The following is a 16,395-nucleotide window of genomic DNA, read 5'->3' on the forward strand; positions in this document are numbered from 1 at the left end:
TCGAATGTCCGACACGGCACTGTTGCGCATCGGCATCCTGGCCGCCGGCCTGCTGTTGATCGCCGCGATCTTCCTGTTTGGCCGTCCGAAGAAGAAGCCCCAGGGGCGCCGCGTGGAAAGCGCGGAGCCGGCCAGTGGCGAACGCCGCGAGCCGGTGCTGGGCGATGACGGCGTCGCCGTGGCCGATGGCCGTGTCGAGCCGGGCATGGCCGGCGAACGCGAGCAGGCCGAACTCGGCCTTGCCGACACCGATGCGGCCAGCGATCTCGGCAAGCGCGTCAGCCAGGACTTCGACAAGATTGTCTCGCTGTTCGTGGCCGCCCGCGCCGGCGAGCAGCTGCGCGGCGAAGACATTGTGGTGGCTGCGGAGAAGACCGGGCTGGTGTTCGGCCACATGAACGTGTTCCACCGCCTGGTCGAGGGCCATCCCGAGCGCGGCCCGATCTTTTCGATGGCCAGCATCATGAAGCCGGGCAGCTTCGACATGGCCAACATCCGCGCCATGGAAACCCCGGCCATCGCCTTCTTCCTGACGTTGCCAGCGCCGCTGACCGCGCTGGACGCCTGGGAAAAGATGCTGCCGACGGTGCAGCGCATGGCCGAGCTGCTGGACGGCCTGGTGCTGGATGACAGCCGCAATCCCCTGGGTCGCCAGCGCATCGCGCACATTCGCGACGAACTGCGTGCCTACGATCGCCAGCATCAGGCGCCGCCGCTGACCAAGACCCCGCGCTGGTAAGCGCCTTTATGGGTGATGTGCCGGCCAACGGTCGGCACGCGCCCGGCGGGGTTACACCGGTACGCCGGCCACCTTCGCGAACGCTTGGCGGAACGCTGCCATCTCCGCTTCGGTACCCACGGTCACGCGCACGCGCTGCGGCCAGATCGGCCAGCTTCGGCCGATCACCACGCCGTTCTCTGCCATCGACTTGGCGAATGCAGCACCGTCGCGTTGGACATCGACCACGAAGCAGTTCGCCTCCGAGGGCAGGCAGCTGAAGCCGCGCTTGCCCAGCCATGCAATGGTGGCCTGTCGCGCCTTCGCATTCTGCAGCCGACGCTGCGGAATCAACTGCGGGTCGCGAAGGCTGGCCAGTGCCGCCGCCAGCGCGGGCACCGGCAGCGGGTTGTCACCCAGGCTGGCCAGTTCACGCAGGCGGTCGGGATGTGCCGCCGCTACGCCCATGCGCAGGCCGGCCATGCCGTACAGCTTGGAAAACGTGCGCAGCACGATCAGGTCATCGCGCTGTACAACCTGTGTGATCAGGCTCGGCTGCTCGCTGTACTGCAGGTACGCCTCGTCGACCAGAACGCGGGTCGACGCCGGCTTGTGGGCCAGCAGCCAAGCGAGCTCATCCGGTGGGCTGATCGAGCCGGTTGGATTGTTCGGGTTGCACACATACAGCAGCCCGGTCGGGCGCGCGTGGGCGGCGGCGACCATCGCGCGCAGGTCGTGCGCGCCGTCCCCGCGCAACGGCACCTTCTGCACGTGCGCGCCATGCGCGGCGGCGACCTCGCCCAGCGTCTCGAACGTCGGGTCGGCCACCACCAGGCCGGCCTGCGGGCCAGTCCACACAGTGGCGGCGCGGTTCAATGGTTCGCTGGAGCCGGGGTACAGCCGGACATGGTCTGCCGGGACTCGCGCTTGCTCAATGAACGCATCGCGCACCTGGCCAGCCAGCTCGAAACGATAGCGGCCGCAACCGGCGATGCTGTCGCGCGCCGCTTGCTGTGCAGCGGCGGAGGGGCCGTAGGGGCATTCGTTGAAATTCAGCAGCACGGCGCCTTCGCCAGGTGCAGGTGCTGCGGCCGTTGCCGTGGCCGGTTGTGCCTGGGCGAGGCGGGGCAGGCCGCTGCCGGCCAGGGCGAGGCCGGCACCGGCCAGTTGCAGGAAGTGGCGGCGGGAGGCGGGCAGGGTCACGGGCAGGGTTCCAGAGGGCAACCGACGCACGCTAGCGCCGCTGGCGGTGGGCGGCAAGCCCGCTTTTTGTAGAGTCGAGCTTGCTCGACTGGGCCGGTAGAGCAGTCGAGCAAGCTCGACTCTACGAAGGCGCGGGCGTTACAGGGCCTGGCGGCTGGGCGCGGTAGAATTCCCGGCCATCCCAGAACCACCGGATCCCGATGAGCCCCAGCCCCGCCGAACGCGCCGAAGACCTCCGCCGGCAGATCGCCCAGGCCAACCGCGCCTACCACGAGCTGGATGCGCCGGAGATCCCCGACATCGACTACGACCGAATGGTGCGCGAGCTGGAAGCACTGGAGCGCGAGCATCCGGAACTGGCCCGTGCCGACAGCCCGACCCAGCAGGTCGGTGCGCGTCCCTCCGGCCGCTTCCCGGAAGTGCGCCACGCGGTGCCGATGCTGTCGCTGTCCAACGCCTTCAGTGACGAGGAGGTGGCTGACTTCGTGCGCCGCATCGACGAGCGCCTGGGCCGTCGCAGCCTGCAGTTCTCGGCCGAGCCGAAGATGGACGGCCTGGCGATCAGCCTGCGTTACGAAGACGGTCACTTCGTGCTGGGCGCTACCCGTGGCGATGGCAGTACCGGCGAGGACGTGACCGCCAACCTGCGTGAGATCGGCGACATTCCCAAGCGCCTGCATGGCAAGGACTGGCCGGATGTGCTGGAGGTGCGCGGCGAAGTCTACATGGCCCGCGCCGACTTCGAGGCCTACAACGAACGTGCGCGCCAGCAGGGTGGCAAGGTATTGGCCAACCCGCGCAATGCCGCCGCCGGTTCGTTGCGCCAGCTTGACCCGAAGATCAGCGCACAGCGCAGGCTGAGTTTCTTCGCCTACGGCACCGGCGACGTGCAGGGGGGCGAACTGCCCGACACCCATTCGGGCACGCTGGCGCAGCTCGGTGCCTGGGGCTTCCCGGTCAGCGCGTTGTGCAAGGTGGTGGAAGGCACCGACGGCCTGCTCGGCTACTACCGCGATATCGGCGAGCGCCGCGATGGCCTGCCATTCGACATCGATGGTGTGGTCTACAAGCTGGATGATCGTGCCGGCCAGCAGGCGATGGGCTTCGTCTCGCGTGCGCCGCGCTGGGCCATCGCGCACAAGTTCCCGGCGCAGGAACAGAGCACCACGGTGGAAGCGATCGAGATCCAGATCGGCCGCACCGGTGCCGCCACGCCGGTCGCACGGCTGGCGCCGGTAGCCGTGGCCGGCGTGATTGTTTCCAACGCCACGCTGCACAACGCCGACCAGATCGCACGCCTGGATGTGCGCGTGGGCGACAGCGTGATCGTGCGTCGTGCCGGTGACGTGATTCCGGAAGTGGTCAGCGTCATCCTCGACCGCCGCCCGCAGGGCACCACGCCGTGGCAGATGCCGACGCGCTGCCCGGTGTGCGGCTCGGAGATCGTGCGCGAGGAAGGCGCTGCAGCGTGGCGCTGCTCCGGCGAGCTGTCCTGCCCGGCGCAACGCAAGGAAGCCATTGCCCATTTCGCCTCGCGCCGCGCGATGGACATCGATGGTTTGGGTGACAAGTACATTGAAACCCTGGTCGACGCGGGCATCGTCAAGAGCGTGGCCGATCTGTACCGGCTCAACCGCGACCAGCTGCTGCACCTGAAGCTGGTGCTGGATGCCGAAGCCCCGTCGGCATTGGCTGCGGCGCTGAAGCTGCATTTGCCTGCCGAGGGCAGTGGCGCGGTGCTCAATGCGGTGCTGAAGCTGGATGGCACTGATCCGGGCTGGCGCGCGGAGGCGCTGGCGCAACCGGCCAGCTTCGAATGGAACACGAAGAAGATCGCCACCAAGTGGGCCGACAACCTGATCGCGGCGATCGACGCCAGTCGTGCCGCCACGCTGGAGCGCCTGCTGTTTGCGCTGGGCATCGAGCACGTGGGCGAGAGCACGGCCAAGGCGCTGGCGCAGTGGTTCGGTGATCTGGAGCTGATCCGCCACCTGCCGTGGCCACTGTTCAAGCGCGTACCGGACATCGGCGGCGAAGTGGCGCGTTCGCTCGGTCACTTCTTCGAGCAGCAGGGCAACCAGCAGGCCATCGATGACCTGCTGCAGGTAGGGCAGGTACGCATCAGTGATGTGCACGCACCCAGCGCCAAGCTGCGCGAGGGCCTGGATCTGGCACAGCTGCTGGTTGAATCCGAGATTCCCGGCATCACCCGCCTGCGTGCGGAGAAGCTGGTGGCGGCGTTGCCGGGTGCGCAGGCGGTACTGGATGCCGAACATGGCCAGTTCGTCAACGCGGGCCTGCCGGACGACACCGCGCGCGGTCTGGCCGAGTGGCTGGACGCCGAAGGTCATGGTGCGATGCTGTTGGCCGCCGAGAAGGCGATGCAACAGCTCCTGGCCAAGGCGCCCGCGCTGGCCGAGATCGTGGCCGGCCCGCTGGATGGGCAGACCGTGGTGCTGACTGGCACCCTGGCCCAGCTCACCCGTGATGCGGCCAAGGAGCGCCTGGAGGCACTCGGCGCCAAGGTATCCGGCAGCGTCTCGAAGAAGACCAGCTTCGTGGTGGCCGGTACCGAGGCCGGTTCCAAGCTGGACAAGGCGCAGTCGCTGGGCGTACCGGTCTGGGACGAGGACCGGCTGTTGGCCTATCTCGCCGATCACGAATGACGATCCCGCCGGGTGCGCCCGCGCCCGGCATGAAACACAAAGGAACACCGATGCAGACTGCCCCGCTGGATTTCCGCTTGGCCACCCGCGCCGACGAGGAGCTGTTGATCGCGTTGATGCGCGAGTTCTACGCCGAAGACAGGATCGACTTCGATGACGCACGCGTGCGCCGCGGCGTGGATGCATTGCTGGCCGACCCACGCAATGGCGAAGTGCTGCTGTGGTTGGACGAAGCGGCTGAAGTGGTGGGCTATGCGGTGATCGCAATGGGCTTCAGCCTGGAGCAGGGCGGCCACTTCATGCTGCTGGACGAACTGTACCTGGCTCACCGTGCACGTGGTCGTGGCCGCGGCAAGCAGGCGCTGGCGATCTGCGAACAGCGTGCCCGCGGGCGTGGTGTCAGCCGCCTGCGCCTGGAGGTGAACCACCACAACGAACTGGCCCGACGCCTGTACCTGGCCAGCGGCTACATCGACGACACCCGCGACCTGCTGACCCTGCCGCTGGACCATCCGCGCCCGGAGGGCATCCTGTGAGCGAGGCCCTGCTGCGCGCGCTGCAGCAGCGCGCCGCGCTCAATGCGCTGGTGCGCCGCTTCTTCGCCGAGCGCGATGTGCTGGAAGTCGAAACGCCGATCCTCTCGGTGGCCGGCAACACCGAGCCGAACATCGACAGCTTCCACACCGATTTCACCGGGCATGTCGATGCCGGCGGCCGTCGCCGTTGGCTGCGTACCTCGCCGGAGTATCCGCTCAAGCGGCTGCTGGCGGCGGGCGTGGGCGACTGCTATGAGCTGGGCCGGGTGTTCCGCAACGGCGAGGCCGGTGGCCGCCACAACCCGGAGTTCACCATGCTGGAGTGGTACCGGGTGGGCTGGGACCACCACCGCCTGGTGCAGGAAACCGCCGAGCTGGTCGGCCAGGCGCTGGCCCTGGTCGGGCGCCATGCCACGCTGCGCGTGCTGAGCTACCGCGAACTGTTCCAGGATGCCGTGGGCGTGGACCCGTTCGACGCCGATGAGGCCGCATTGCGTGCTGCACTGGGTGACGTGCATATCGATCCAGTCGGCCTGACCCGCGACGACTGGCTGGATCTGTTGATGACCCACCATATCCAGCCGCATTTCGATGACGCGGTGATGACCGTGGTGCATGACTGGCCGGCCAGCCAGGCCGCACTGGCGCGCATCCGCCCCGGCACGCCGCCGCTGGCCGAGCGTTTCGAGCTGTACCTGGGGGCGGTGGAACTGGCCAATGGCTATCACGAACTGAACGACGCAGGCGAACAGCGCGCGCGTTTCCAGCGTGACCTGCAGCGCCGTCACGAGCGCGGCCAGGTACAGCCCGCACTGGACGAAGCGTTGCTGGCCGCATTGCCGTCGATGCCAGCCTGTGCCGGCGTTGCCGTGGGCGTGGATCGCCTGCTGATGGCGATGAACCGCACGCCACGCATTGCCGATGTGCTGGCCTACGACTTCGCCCATGCCTGATGGTGGAAGCTTCCTGAACATTGAAGGCTGAACGGATCGCCGCGTTTCCGCGCTTGCTTCGGTAAGCAGGATGATGCTCTTATCACAGCAGATGCCGGACACTGGCACGCAGTTCATCCATTCCTGCTGGGGAAGGCTTTGGTCAAGTGGTTTGCGGTTGTTGCTGCACCGGTGTACTCCATCGCGCTCTGGGGTGCCTGGCTGCCGTCGTCGGCGTCTGCCCAGCAGGCCGGCTATGACGGTGAAGTGGTGACCTGCGAATCGCGCGACATGGGCTGGGTGCATTGCGATATCGATGTCAGCAACGGGATTGATCTGGTCCGCCAGCTGTCCAACAGCAGCTGTATCCGCGGCAGCGAATGGGGCACCGACCGCAGTGGTGTCTGGGTCACGCTGGGGTGCCGCGCCGAGTTCCGCGCGCGCCGCGCTGCGGGCGCCACTCCGGCAGCGAAGGAAGGCAAGCGCCTGGTCCGCCGCGTAGTGCGCTGCGAGTCCAATGGTCGTCCGCAGAGCTGCCCGGTGCGGCTGGACGGTTCCCCGGTGCGCCTGCTGCGGCAGCTGTCGGCGCTGCCGTGCCGCGAAGGGCAGGGCTGGGGCTACAAGCGCAACGAAGTCTGGACCAGCCGTGGCTGCCAGGGCGATTTCGAAGTGGCCGACGACGAGGGCCGTTTCGTTGATGTGCCGCGTCGCCTGACCTGCGAATCCAAGTCGAAGAAGCGCCGCTTCTGTGGCGCCAGCATCTCGGTCGGCGCGGCCGTCTTCGAGCAGCTGTCCAGCACGCCGTGCGAAGAGGGCAGTACCTGGGGCTGGAGCCGCAACGGGATCTGGGTGGACGGTGGCTGCCGCGCCGAATTCTCGGTGAATTGAGCCCCGTCGGGTCCCAACCACGCGGGGCGTGGCCCTACAATGGGGGCATGAACACTGCCTCCGATATCGACTACGCCCGCTACGACCATATCCGTCCGATCCTGTGGACCGGCGATGCCCTGCAACTGCTGGACCAGCGCAAGCTGCCGTTCGTGGTCGAGCATTTGGTCTGCCATGACAGTGACGAGGTCGCCTCGGCCATCCACGCACTGACCGTGCGCGGTGCGCCGGCGATCGGCATCGCCGCGGCCTGGGGCGTGGTGCTGGCTGCGCGCGAGGTGCAGGCCGCCGATGGTGTGCATGCACTGCAGCAGCTTGAGCCGGCGCTGCAGCGCCTGAACGCCTCGCGCCCGACGGCGGTGAACCTGGCCTGGGCGCTGGCGCGCATGCGCCGTTGCCTGAATGCCGCTGGCGCCGACTGGAAGGCGGCGCTGGAAGCGGAGGCACAGGCCATCGCCGAAGAAGACCTGGCCGCCAACCGCCACATGGGCGCGCTGGGTGCTGGCCTGATCGACGCCGGCAGTGGCGTGCTGACCCACTGCAACACCGGCTCGCTGGCCACGGCTGGCTTCGGTACCGCGCTGGGCGTGATCCGGGCCGGCATGGCCCAGCACCGCATCGCGCGCGTGTTTGCCGGCGAGACCCGGCCGTGGCTGCAGGGCGCGCGCCTGACCGTGTGGGAGCTGCAGCAGGACGGCATCGACGCGACCCTGATTGCCGACTCGGCCGCCTCGCACCTGATGAAGACCGGTGCCGTGCAGTGGGTGATTGTCGGCGCGGACCGCATCTGCGCCAACGGCGACACCGCCAACAAGATCGGCACCTACCAGCTGGCCATCGCTGCCCGCCACCACGGCGTGAAGTTCATGGTCGTGGCTCCGTCCTCGACGGTGGACATGGACACCGTCGACGGCAGCCAGATCGAGATCGAGCAGCGTGATCCAGGCGAGCTCTATGGCGTGGGCGGCACCCGCACCGTAGCCGAGGGCATCGCCGCCTGGAATCCGGTGTTCGACGTGACCCCCGGCGAGCTGATCGACGCCATCGTGACCGAGCGCGGCGTGATCCTGAACCCGACCGTGGAGAACATGCGCGCCGCCTTCGGCGGTTGACGCCCGCGGACCCGGCCCCTGGTAGTGCCGGCCGCTGGCCGGCATCCCCTAAGTTCCTGATTTGTGCCGGTAAAATCCCCGTAAAGGGAGGCGGAAAACGGCCTGTTGTGGTAGTATCCAGAGGTTGAATCGAGGTTCCGGCACGACCCCCTCCCGCAGAGGGCTGCGCCGGACTGGACCGCTACCAGACAACGGAACCCGAATGGCAGAAACCGCCAAGGAAATCATCCAGGTCAACCTGGAAGACGAGATGCGCAAGAGCTACCTCGATTACGCCATGAGCGTGATCGTGGGCCGCGCGCTCCCGGATGCGCGCGACGGCCTCAAGCCGGTGCATCGCCGCGTGCTGTTCGCGATGAATGAACTCAACGCGCACAGCAACAAGCCCTACTTCAAGTCGGCGCGTATCGTCGGTGACGTCATCGGTAAGTACCACCCGCATGGCGATCAGTCGGTGTACGACACGCTGGTGCGCCTGGCACAGCCGTTCTCGCTGCGCTACATGCTGGTCGATGGCCAGGGTAACTTCGGCTCGATCGATGGCGACTCGGCCGCGGCGATGCGATACACCGAAGCGCGCATGTCGCGCCTCGCGCATGAGCTGATGGCTGACATCGACAAGGAAACCGTCGATTTCCAGCCCAACTACGACGAGAAGGAACTGGAGCCGACGGTCATGCCGACCCGGTTCCCGAACCTGCTGGTCAATGGTTCGGCCGGTATCGCGGTGGGCATGGCGACCAACATCCCGCCGCACAACCTGAGTGAATCGATCAACGCCTGCATCGCGCTGATCGACAACCCGGAAATCGATGTCGACGGCCTGATGGAGTACATCCCGGGCCCGGATTTCCCGACTGCCGGCATCATCAATGGCACCGCCGGCATCGTCGCCGGCTACCGCACCGGCCGTGGCCGCGTGCGCATCCGCGCCAAGGCCGATATCGAAGTAGCCGACAACGGCCGCGAATCGATCATCGTCACTGAAATTCCTTACCAGGTGAACAAGGCGCGTCTGATCGAGAAGATCGCCGAGCTGGTCAAGGAAAAGAAGATCGAAGGCATCAGCGAGCTGCGCGATGAGTCCGACAAGGACGGCATGCGCATCTACATCGAGATCAAGCGCGGTGAATCTGCCGAGGTTGTGCTGAACAACCTGTACCAGCAGACGCAGATGGAATCGGTGTTCGGCATCAACATGGTGGCGCTGGTCGACGGCCGCCCGCAGTTGATGAACCTCAAGCAGATGCTGGAGGCGTTCGTCCGCCACCGTCGCGAAGTGGTCACCCGCCGCACCGTGTTCGAGCTGCGCAAGGCGCGCGCCCGTGCCCACGTGCTGGAAGGCCTGACCGTCGCGCTGGCCAACATCGACGAGATGATCGAACTGATCAAGACTTCGCCGAACCCGAACGAAGCACGCGAGCGCATGCTGGCACGCGTGTGGGAGCCGGGCCTGGTCGGTGCGATGCTGGGCGCCGCCGGTGCCGAAGCTTCGCGTCCGGACGACCTGCCCAAGGGCGTGGGCCTGATCGAGGGCGGCTACCAGCTGACCGAGATCCAGGCCACCCAGATCCTGGAAATGCGCCTGCACCGCCTGACCGGGCTGGAGCAGGACCGCCTGACCGACGAGTACAAGCAGCTGCTGGAAGTGATCGCCGGGCTGATCCACATCCTGGAAGATCCCGACCGCCTGCTGCAGGTGATCCGCGAAGAGCTGGTCAGCGTCAAGGCCGAATTCGGCGACGAGCGTCGTACCGAGATCCGCCACAGCGAAGAAGACCTGGACATCCTCGACCTGATCGCGCCGGAAGACGTGGTGGTCACCGTGTCGCATGCCGGTTACGTGAAGCGCCAGCCGGTGAGCGTGTATCGCGCGCAGCGCCGCGGTGGCCGTGGCCGCAGTGCGGCGGCGACCAAGGAAGAGGATTTCATCGAGCAGCTGTGGCTGGTCAACACGCACGACACGCTGCTGACCTTCACCAGCTCGGGCAAGGTGTTCTGGCTGCCGGTGTACCAGCTGCCCGAAGCCGGTTCCAACGCCCGCGGCCGTCCGATCATCAACTGGATCCCGCTGGAGCCGGGCGAGCGCGTGCAGGCCGTGTTGCCGGTGCGCGAATACGCCGATGGCCAGTTCGTGTTCTTCGCCACGAAGAACGGTACGGTCAAGAAGACCCCGCTGGGCGAATTCGCCTTCCGCCTGGCCCGCGGCAAGATCGCGATCAACCTGGACGAGGGCGATGCGCTGGTCGGCGTCGGCCTGACCGACGGTGAGCGCGACATCCTGCTGTTCGCCTCCAACGGCAAGACCGTGCGCTTCGGCGAGGACAAGGTCCGCTCGATGGGCCGTACCGCGACCGGCGTGCGTGGCATCAAGATGCCGGCCGGCGAGGAAGTGGTCAGCCTGATCGTGGCCGAAAGTGCCGGTGGCATCGAAGACGAGAACGAGGACGACAACGGTGTCGAGGAAGCCGTCGCCAATGGCGATGCGGTGATCGACGGCGCCGACGACGCCAGCGTGCAGTACATCCTGACCGCGACCGAGAACGGCTACGGCAAGCGCACCCCGCTGCCGGACTACCCGCGCAAGGGCCGTGGTACGCAGGGCGTGATCGGCATCCAGACCACCGAGCGCAACGGCAAGCTGGTCGCCGCGGTGCTGATGGGTACGGATGACGAAGTGCTGCTGATCTCCGACGGCGGCACCCTGGTGCGTACGCGTGGCTCGGAAATCAGCCGCGTCGGCCGCAACACCCAGGGTGTCACCCTGATCCGCCTGTCCAAGGACGAGAAGCTGCAGGCGGTGGAGCGCATGGATGCCTCCATCGAAGAGGACGAGGACGAGGTGGCCGCCGCCGCCCCGGCCGCGGCCGAAGGCGCACCGGCAGCGGCCGGCAGCGAGGACGCCGCGCAGGAGTGATCCTGCCGCCAGCGTGAGGTATCGACGACGCCGGCCCCGTGCCGGCGTCGTCGTTTCTGCGGATCATCCGATCGCCGCGCTAGAGTCGACGGCTGGTCGACTGCTCTGCACACGACGATGGCCCGCGCTGCGCGCGACAGTCGACTCTACCCAGCCGGCGATTACCCCGTCGGGGCTGGTCAGAAATACGCGCGCGCTTCACATCTGCGGTGGGATAAGGGCGCATGCTGCCCCCGGAGATCGTCGATGTCCGCCACGCCGCAGTCCGCTCCTGCTCCCGTCCGCATGCCACGCCATCCGCTGGTCACCGTGCTGTCGTTGCTGCTGGTGGCGCTGGGACTGGTCATCGGCGGTCTCGGCGCGTGGCTGCTCAGCCTCGGCGGTTCGGCGTACTACGCCATCGCCGGATTCGGACTGCTGGCCAGCGGCGTCCTGCTGTTCGGCAACCGTCGCAGCGGTGCGGTGCTGTACGCGCTGGTGTTCGTCGGCACATTGCTGTGGACCTGGTGGGAGTCGGGCAGCGACTACTGGCGCTGGGTGCCGCGGCTGGGCCTGGTAACCGCGCTGGGCATCGTGCTGGCATTGCTGGCGCCCACCCTGGATGCGCCGGTGTCCAAACGCTTGTCGCGGACGGTTGCCGGCGTGCTGATGCTGGTGTTCGTCGCCGCGTTCGGTCTGGCCTTCGCGCCGCATGGCGAAGTGGACGGGCACCATCCCTTCCCGGAAGGTGCAGTCAGTGCCGGGCTGGAACCGACCCGCGATACCACCGGCCTGCAGCCGGCCGATCAACCGGCCGACGGTGACTGGCCGGCCTGGGGCCGCAGCAACGCCGGCACCCGCTACTCGCCGTTGCAGCAGATTACCCCGGCCAACGTCGGTACGCTGCAGCTGGCCTGGCAGTTCCGTACCGGCGACCTGCCGCACAGGCGCTGGGGTGCGGAAACCACGCCGCTGAAGATCGGCGACCGCGTGTACCTGTGCACCGCGCGCAACCGCCTGATCGCGCTGGACGCCGCCAGTGGCAAGGAACTCTGGCGGTTCGATCCGAAGGTCAAGGATGCCTCGATTCCGTACACCGCCGCCTGTCGAGGCGTGAGCTACTACGAGCAGCCGAGCGTTCCGACGGTTGCCGATGCGGCGCTGGCCGACGTCGCCGCTGATCTGGCGCTGCCCGAGCCACCGCCCACGCTGACCCGCAGTGCGGCGCCGGGCAGCAGGCCGGCCTGCTGGGCGCGCATCATTGAAGGCACGCTGGACGGCCGCGTCATCGCGGTGGATGCAGACAGCGGCCGGCCCTGCGCCAACTTCGGCAACAACGGCCAGGTCGACATCACCCTGGGCATGGGCGAGGTGCCGCCGGGGTACGTGTCGATCACCTCGCCGCCAGCGATTGTGCGCGGGGTGATCGTCACCGGCCACCAGGTGCTGGACGGGCAGCGCCGCGATGCGCCGTCGGGGGTGATCCAGGCCTATGACGCGATCACCGGCAAGCTGCGCTGGGCGTGGGATATGGAGCAGCCCGATCGCAATGGCCTGCCGCCACGCGAACAGACCTATACGCGCGGCACGCCGGACATGTGGACCACCGCCACCGGCGATGAAGCGCTGGGCCTGGTCTACCTGCCGCTGGGCAATTCGGCCGGCGACTACTGGAGTGGCTCGCGCACGGAAAACCAGAACCGCTACGCGACCTCGCTGGTGGCCATCGATGTGGCCACCGGCAAGCCGGCCTGGCATTTCCAGGCGGTACGCAAGGATGTGTGGGACTACGACCTGGGTTCGCAGGCCAGCCTGATTGATTACCCGACGGCGGCCGGCAAGGTGCCGGCGCTGCTGCTGCCGACCAAGCAGGGCGACCTGTACATCCTTGACCGCCGCAATGGCCAGCTGCTGAGTGCGGCCGAAGAGCGCAAGGTGCCGGTCGGTGGCGTCGAACCCGAGCAGCGTTCACCCACCCAGTTGTTTTCGCTGTACCACACGCTGCGCCGCGAGCATGTCTTGACCGAGCGCGACATGTGGGGGCTGACCCCGATCGACCAATTGGTCTGCCGCATCCAGTTCCGAAAGGCCTATTACGAAGGCTTCTACACACCGCCGAGCAGTGACCGCCACTCCATTGAGTACCCCGGTTACAACGGCGGTTCGGACTGGGGCAGCGTAGCCATCGACACGCGGCGTGGGGTGATCGTGGCCAACTACAACGACATGCCCAACTACAACCGGCTGGTGCCGCGTGCCGAAGCCGACCGGCTGGGCTGGCTGCCGCGCGAGAAGATCCGGGCCGACCGGGGCGCTGGCGAAGGTGCCGGCGATCCACAGGTCGGCACGCCGTATGGCATTCAGGTCAATGCCGGCTGGCGGCTGCCGTTCACCGGCCTGCTGTGCAAGCAACCGCCCTACGGCGGCATCCGCGCCATCGACCTGCGCACCGGCAAACTGCTGTGGGATCGCCCGTTCGGCAGTGCACGCGGCAATGGGCCCTTCGGCATCCGCTCCGGCCTGCCGATCGAAATCGGTACGCCGAACAACGGCGGTTCGGTCATCACCGCCAGCGGCCTGATCTTCATTGCGGCGGCCACCGATGATCTGTTGCGTGCCATCGATCTGAAGACCGGCAAGGAGCTGTGGCACACCAAACTGCCGGCGGGTGGACAGGCCAACCCGATGGTGTACGAGCAAGGCGGGCGCCAGTACGTGGTGATCATGGCCGGCGGCCACCATTTCATGGAGACGCCGAAGGGCGATTACGTGATGGCGTACGCGTTGCCGGCGGGGCAGAAATAGAGGCGGCCATCGGCCGCCCCCATTGCATCACGTCCGATTACACCGTCACCACCACCTTGCCGATCTGCTCGTTCGATTCCAGGTAACGGTGTGCGTCCTGGATCTGCGTGAACGGGAACACCTTGGCGATCATCGGCGCCAGCGTGCCCTTGTCCAGGCCGTCGACGATGAAGGCTTTGGCACGGGCCAACGCGGCATCGTCAGACACGATTTCCGAGTACAGGTAGCCCTTCAGCGTCAGCGACTTGCCCAGCACGTTGAACAACGGGAACGGCGTGGGTTCGCTGCTCAGCGCGCCGTACTCCAGCAGGATGCCGCCGCGCGCCATGGCCTCGGCCAGCGGCACGAACTGTGGGCCGCCGATCGGATCGAACACTACGCGGGCGCCGGCGCCGTCGGTGATGCGTGCCACTTCAGCAGCCAGATCCTGGTCCTGCGTGGCGATGACATGGGCGGCGCCGGCGTCGAGCAGGGCCTGGCGCTTGCCCGGGCCACGCGTTACCGCGATGGGCGTGGCACCTACGGCATTGGCGATCTGGATGGCGGCGAGGCCGACGCTGCTGCTGGCGGCGGTGATGATGACGAACTCGCCGGCCCCCAGCTTCGCTTGTTCCAGCAGCGCGCCCCAGGCGGTGACGTACTGCATCCACACCGCCGCGGCCTGCTCGAAGCCCAGCGACGCCGGGTGTTTGACCACCAGTCGCGCCGGCACGTTGGCCAGCTCGCCATAGGTGCCCCAGCGCGCGATATCCAGGGGGGGCACCACGCTGACCGCATCGCCTGCGGTGAATCCGGCCACGGCACTGCCGATGGCTTCGACCACACCGGCCGCTTCGTAACCGAGGCGACTGGGGAACTGCGCTTCCTGCAGGTAAGCGCCATTGCGGAACATCACCTCGGCGCGATTCAGGCCGATGGCCTTGACCCGGACCTGGATTTCGTCGGCGGCGGGGGCGGGAACGTCGATGTCGTCGATGCGCAGTACATCGGCATTGCCATATTCGTGGATGCGGACAACCTGACTCATGGGGGGCTCCAAGGAGGGACCGGCGCTCGGGCCGGCGGGGACGTGGCGGCCACTATGCACGTGGTCTGCATCAAGAATAATGGGTAATCTGGCGTTTCATTGGAAAAAATACGTTTGCAATGGACCTGATTGCTCCCCTCCGCACCTTCGCCAAGGTGGCCGAAGTCGGCTCCTTCGCCGCCGCTGCCGACGTGTTGGACCTGTCGCCGCAGCTGGTTGGCAAGCACATCCAGGCGCTGGAGCAGCACCTGGGCGTGCGCCTGCTCAACCGCACCACGCGCAAGCAGAGTCTGACCGACTTCGGCCAGGCCTTCCTGGCGCGGGCGCGGGTGATCCTGGAAGAGGTGGAGGGCGCCGAGCAGCTGGCCGAGGTGGCACGCGGACGGCCGATGGGGCGCCTGCGCATCAGCGCACCGGTCACCTTCGGCGTGCATGCGCTGGGCCCGGCGGTAGTGGTCTACATGCAGGCATATCCGGACGTGCAGGTCGAACTGAATCTGTCCAACAGCCTGGTCAACATCGTCGAAGACGGCTACGACCTGGTGTTCCGCACCGGTGACCTGGCCGACAGCGGACTGGTGGCGCGGCGGTTGGGGCCGTATCCGCTGGTGCTGTGCGCATCGCCGGCCTACCTGGCGTCGCGACCGCCGATTACCCACCCGAGTGACCTGAGCCGGCACGAGTGCCTAGGCTTCGCGCATTCGATCATCCGCACGCGATGGAGTTTCCGCGATGCCGACGGCAGCGTGCTGACCGTGCCGGTGTCCAGCCGCTTCATGGTCAATCAGGCCGAGCCGCTGCTGACTGCGGCCGTCGGTGGATTGGGGCTGATCCTGCAGCCCTACGAAATGCTCTCGGCGGCGCTCGCGCGGGGTGATCTGGTGGAAGTGCTGCCGACGTTCGAGCCGGTGTCGACCTGGATCCATCTGCTGTACCCGCGCGATCGCCAGGTCACGCCCAAGCTGCGCAGCTTCGTGGATTTCTGCGTGGCGCGGTTCAGCGAGCAGAGCATGGCGCGGCGGTAGCGCGGCCATCGGTTAGCATTTCTGCAACCACCTGCGAAGGATCGCCCTGTGATGTCTCTCCTGCTGCACGAGCTGACCGTTGGCTTCCTGCTGCTGGCGGGATTGCCCGGCGGCGACGCGCCTGCACAGGCGCTGGCCGAGTGGGAGCAGCAGGGACGTGCCGATGGACTGGCGCGACCGGATACCCCCTGCCAGGATTTCCTGCAGGCAATGGGGCGGAAGCCCGCAGGGCTGGAATACGTGGGCTGCAGCCAGGACGACGCGTCTTACATCAAGCCCATGCAAGCCCACTACCGCGTCGCCGGCGCACGCGCCGAGCAGGTCGAAGCGTATCTGCACGCGACATTCGGAATGCCGATGCTGCGTTACACCTGCTGTGGCTGGAGCAATGGCGGGCCCTACAGCTGGCGCGAAGGTCCGGACACGGTGAGGTACCAGATCGGGATGGGCGTGGAATCGCTGCCGCATCAGCGCAGCGAGTGGCGCCGCATTGAAGCATTCAACGTCACCGTGGAGGTGGCGCGACAGAGCCCGTAGAGTGGATGCGGCAGGCGGATGCTTGCTCTAGGATGCGTGCAGGGATCCCT

At 67.2% G+C, this 16,395-nt stretch carries 12 protein-coding genes; 10 read left to right on the top strand and 2 right to left on the bottom strand.

All coding sequences use genetic code 11. The annotated features are described in order from the left end of the window. Window positions 1–4: 4 nt before the first annotated feature. A complete protein-coding gene (gene zipA, locus ACMZPQ_RS01885; protein ID WP_197583149.1) occupies window positions 5–739 on the top strand; it encodes a cell division protein ZipA in 735 nt (244 codons plus the stop codon). Between the two features lie 51 nt (window positions 740–790). Here the strand turns inward: zipA and ACMZPQ_RS01890 are convergent, their stop codons facing one another. Continuing rightward, window positions 791–1,921 (bottom strand): pyridoxal phosphate-dependent aminotransferase, encoded by a 1,131-nt coding sequence (locus ACMZPQ_RS01890; protein ID WP_197583150.1) that lies wholly within the window; start codon window positions 1,919–1,921, stop codon window positions 791–793. Window positions 1,922–2,115: 194 nt separating this feature from the next. Here ACMZPQ_RS01890 and ligA point away from each other — a divergent pair, with 194 nt between their 5' ends. The 7 genes from ligA (at window position 2,116) to ACMZPQ_RS01925 (ending at window position 13,756) form a co-directional block, all read left to right on the top strand. Beyond that, entirely contained in the window at window positions 2,116–4,587 is a 2,472-nt protein-coding gene (ligA, locus tag ACMZPQ_RS01895) for an NAD-dependent DNA ligase LigA (protein WP_197583875.1), read from the top strand. Between the two features lie 50 nt (window positions 4,588–4,637). Then, on the top strand, window positions 4,638–5,123 hold the full coding sequence (locus ACMZPQ_RS01900; RefSeq protein WP_106551333.1) for a GNAT family N-acetyltransferase: 486 nt from the start codon (window positions 4,638–4,640) through the stop codon (window positions 5,121–5,123). After that, complete coding sequence (gene epmA / locus ACMZPQ_RS01905; RefSeq protein WP_197583871.1) at window positions 5,120–6,076, top strand: EF-P lysine aminoacylase EpmA; 957 nt, start codon at window positions 5,120–5,122, stop codon at window positions 6,074–6,076. Before ACMZPQ_RS01900 ends, epmA begins: the two co-directional genes overlap by 4 nt. A gap of 138 nt (window positions 6,077–6,214) precedes the next feature. Beyond that, window positions 6,215–6,943 (top strand): DUF3011 domain-containing protein, encoded by a 729-nt coding sequence (locus ACMZPQ_RS01910; RefSeq protein ID WP_197583872.1) that lies wholly within the window; start codon window positions 6,215–6,217, stop codon window positions 6,941–6,943. Window positions 6,944–6,990: 47 nt separating this feature from the next. Further along, window positions 6,991–8,055, top strand: a complete 1,065-nt coding sequence (gene mtnA, locus ACMZPQ_RS01915; RefSeq protein WP_197583873.1) for an S-methyl-5-thioribose-1-phosphate isomerase — start codon at window positions 6,991–6,993, stop codon at window positions 8,053–8,055. A 202-nt stretch (window positions 8,056–8,257) separates the two neighbouring features. Beyond that, complete coding sequence (gyrA, locus tag ACMZPQ_RS01920) at window positions 8,258–10,972, top strand: DNA gyrase subunit A (protein WP_197583874.1); 2,715 nt, start codon at window positions 8,258–8,260, stop codon at window positions 10,970–10,972. 246 nt (window positions 10,973–11,218) lie between these two features. After that, window positions 11,219–13,756, top strand: a complete 2,538-nt coding sequence (locus ACMZPQ_RS01925; RefSeq protein ID WP_197582085.1) for a membrane-bound PQQ-dependent dehydrogenase, glucose/quinate/shikimate family — start codon at window positions 11,219–11,221, stop codon at window positions 13,754–13,756. A gap of 37 nt (window positions 13,757–13,793) precedes the next feature. Here ACMZPQ_RS01925 and ACMZPQ_RS01930 read toward each other — a convergent pair whose 3' ends face one another. Then, window positions 13,794–14,783, bottom strand: coding sequence for a zinc-binding dehydrogenase (locus tag ACMZPQ_RS01930; RefSeq protein ID WP_197582083.1), 990 nt, complete (start codon window positions 14,781–14,783; stop codon window positions 13,794–13,796). 119 nt (window positions 14,784–14,902) lie between these two features. Here ACMZPQ_RS01930 and ACMZPQ_RS01935 point away from each other — a divergent pair, with 119 nt between their 5' ends. After that, window positions 14,903–15,808, top strand: a complete 906-nt coding sequence (locus ACMZPQ_RS01935; RefSeq protein ID WP_197582081.1) for a LysR family transcriptional regulator — start codon at window positions 14,903–14,905, stop codon at window positions 15,806–15,808. Window positions 15,809–15,859: 51 nt separating this feature from the next. Next, window positions 15,860–16,345: a DUF4952 domain-containing protein gene (locus ACMZPQ_RS01940; protein ID WP_197582079.1), complete on the top strand. Its 486-nt coding sequence runs from the start codon at window positions 15,860–15,862 to the stop codon at window positions 16,343–16,345. The last annotated feature ends 50 nt before the right edge of the window (window positions 16,346–16,395 follow it).

This window comes from Stenotrophomonas maltophilia, from assembly GCF_047497515.2.
Taxonomy (GTDB): domain Bacteria; phylum Pseudomonadota; class Gammaproteobacteria; order Xanthomonadales; family Xanthomonadaceae; genus Stenotrophomonas.

What these genes read in the sequence shown, in the direction of transcription:
- ACMZPQ_RS01940 (WP_197582079.1), top strand. Translation starts at nt 15,860, where the DNA reads ATGTCTCTCCTGCTGCACGAGCTGACCGTTGGCTTCCTGCTGCTGGCG.
- ACMZPQ_RS01900 (WP_106551333.1), top strand. Translation starts at nt 4,638, where the DNA reads ATGCAGACTGCCCCGCTGGATTTCCGCTTGGCCACCCGCGCCGACGAG.
- mtnA (WP_197583873.1), top strand. Translation starts at nt 6,991, where the DNA reads ATGAACACTGCCTCCGATATCGACTACGCCCGCTACGACCATATCCGT.
- ACMZPQ_RS01925 (WP_197582085.1), top strand. Translation starts at nt 11,219, where the DNA reads ATGTCCGCCACGCCGCAGTCCGCTCCTGCTCCCGTCCGCATGCCACGC.
- ACMZPQ_RS01935 (WP_197582081.1), top strand. Translation starts at nt 14,903, where the DNA reads ATGGACCTGATTGCTCCCCTCCGCACCTTCGCCAAGGTGGCCGAAGTC.
- gyrA (WP_197583874.1), top strand. Translation starts at nt 8,258, where the DNA reads ATGGCAGAAACCGCCAAGGAAATCATCCAGGTCAACCTGGAAGACGAG.
- zipA (WP_197583149.1), top strand. Translation starts at nt 5, where the DNA reads ATGTCCGACACGGCACTGTTGCGCATCGGCATCCTGGCCGCCGGCCTG.
- ACMZPQ_RS01930 (WP_197582083.1), bottom strand. Translation starts at nt 14,783, where the DNA reads ATGAGTCAGGTTGTCCGCATCCACGAATATGGCAATGCCGATGTACTG.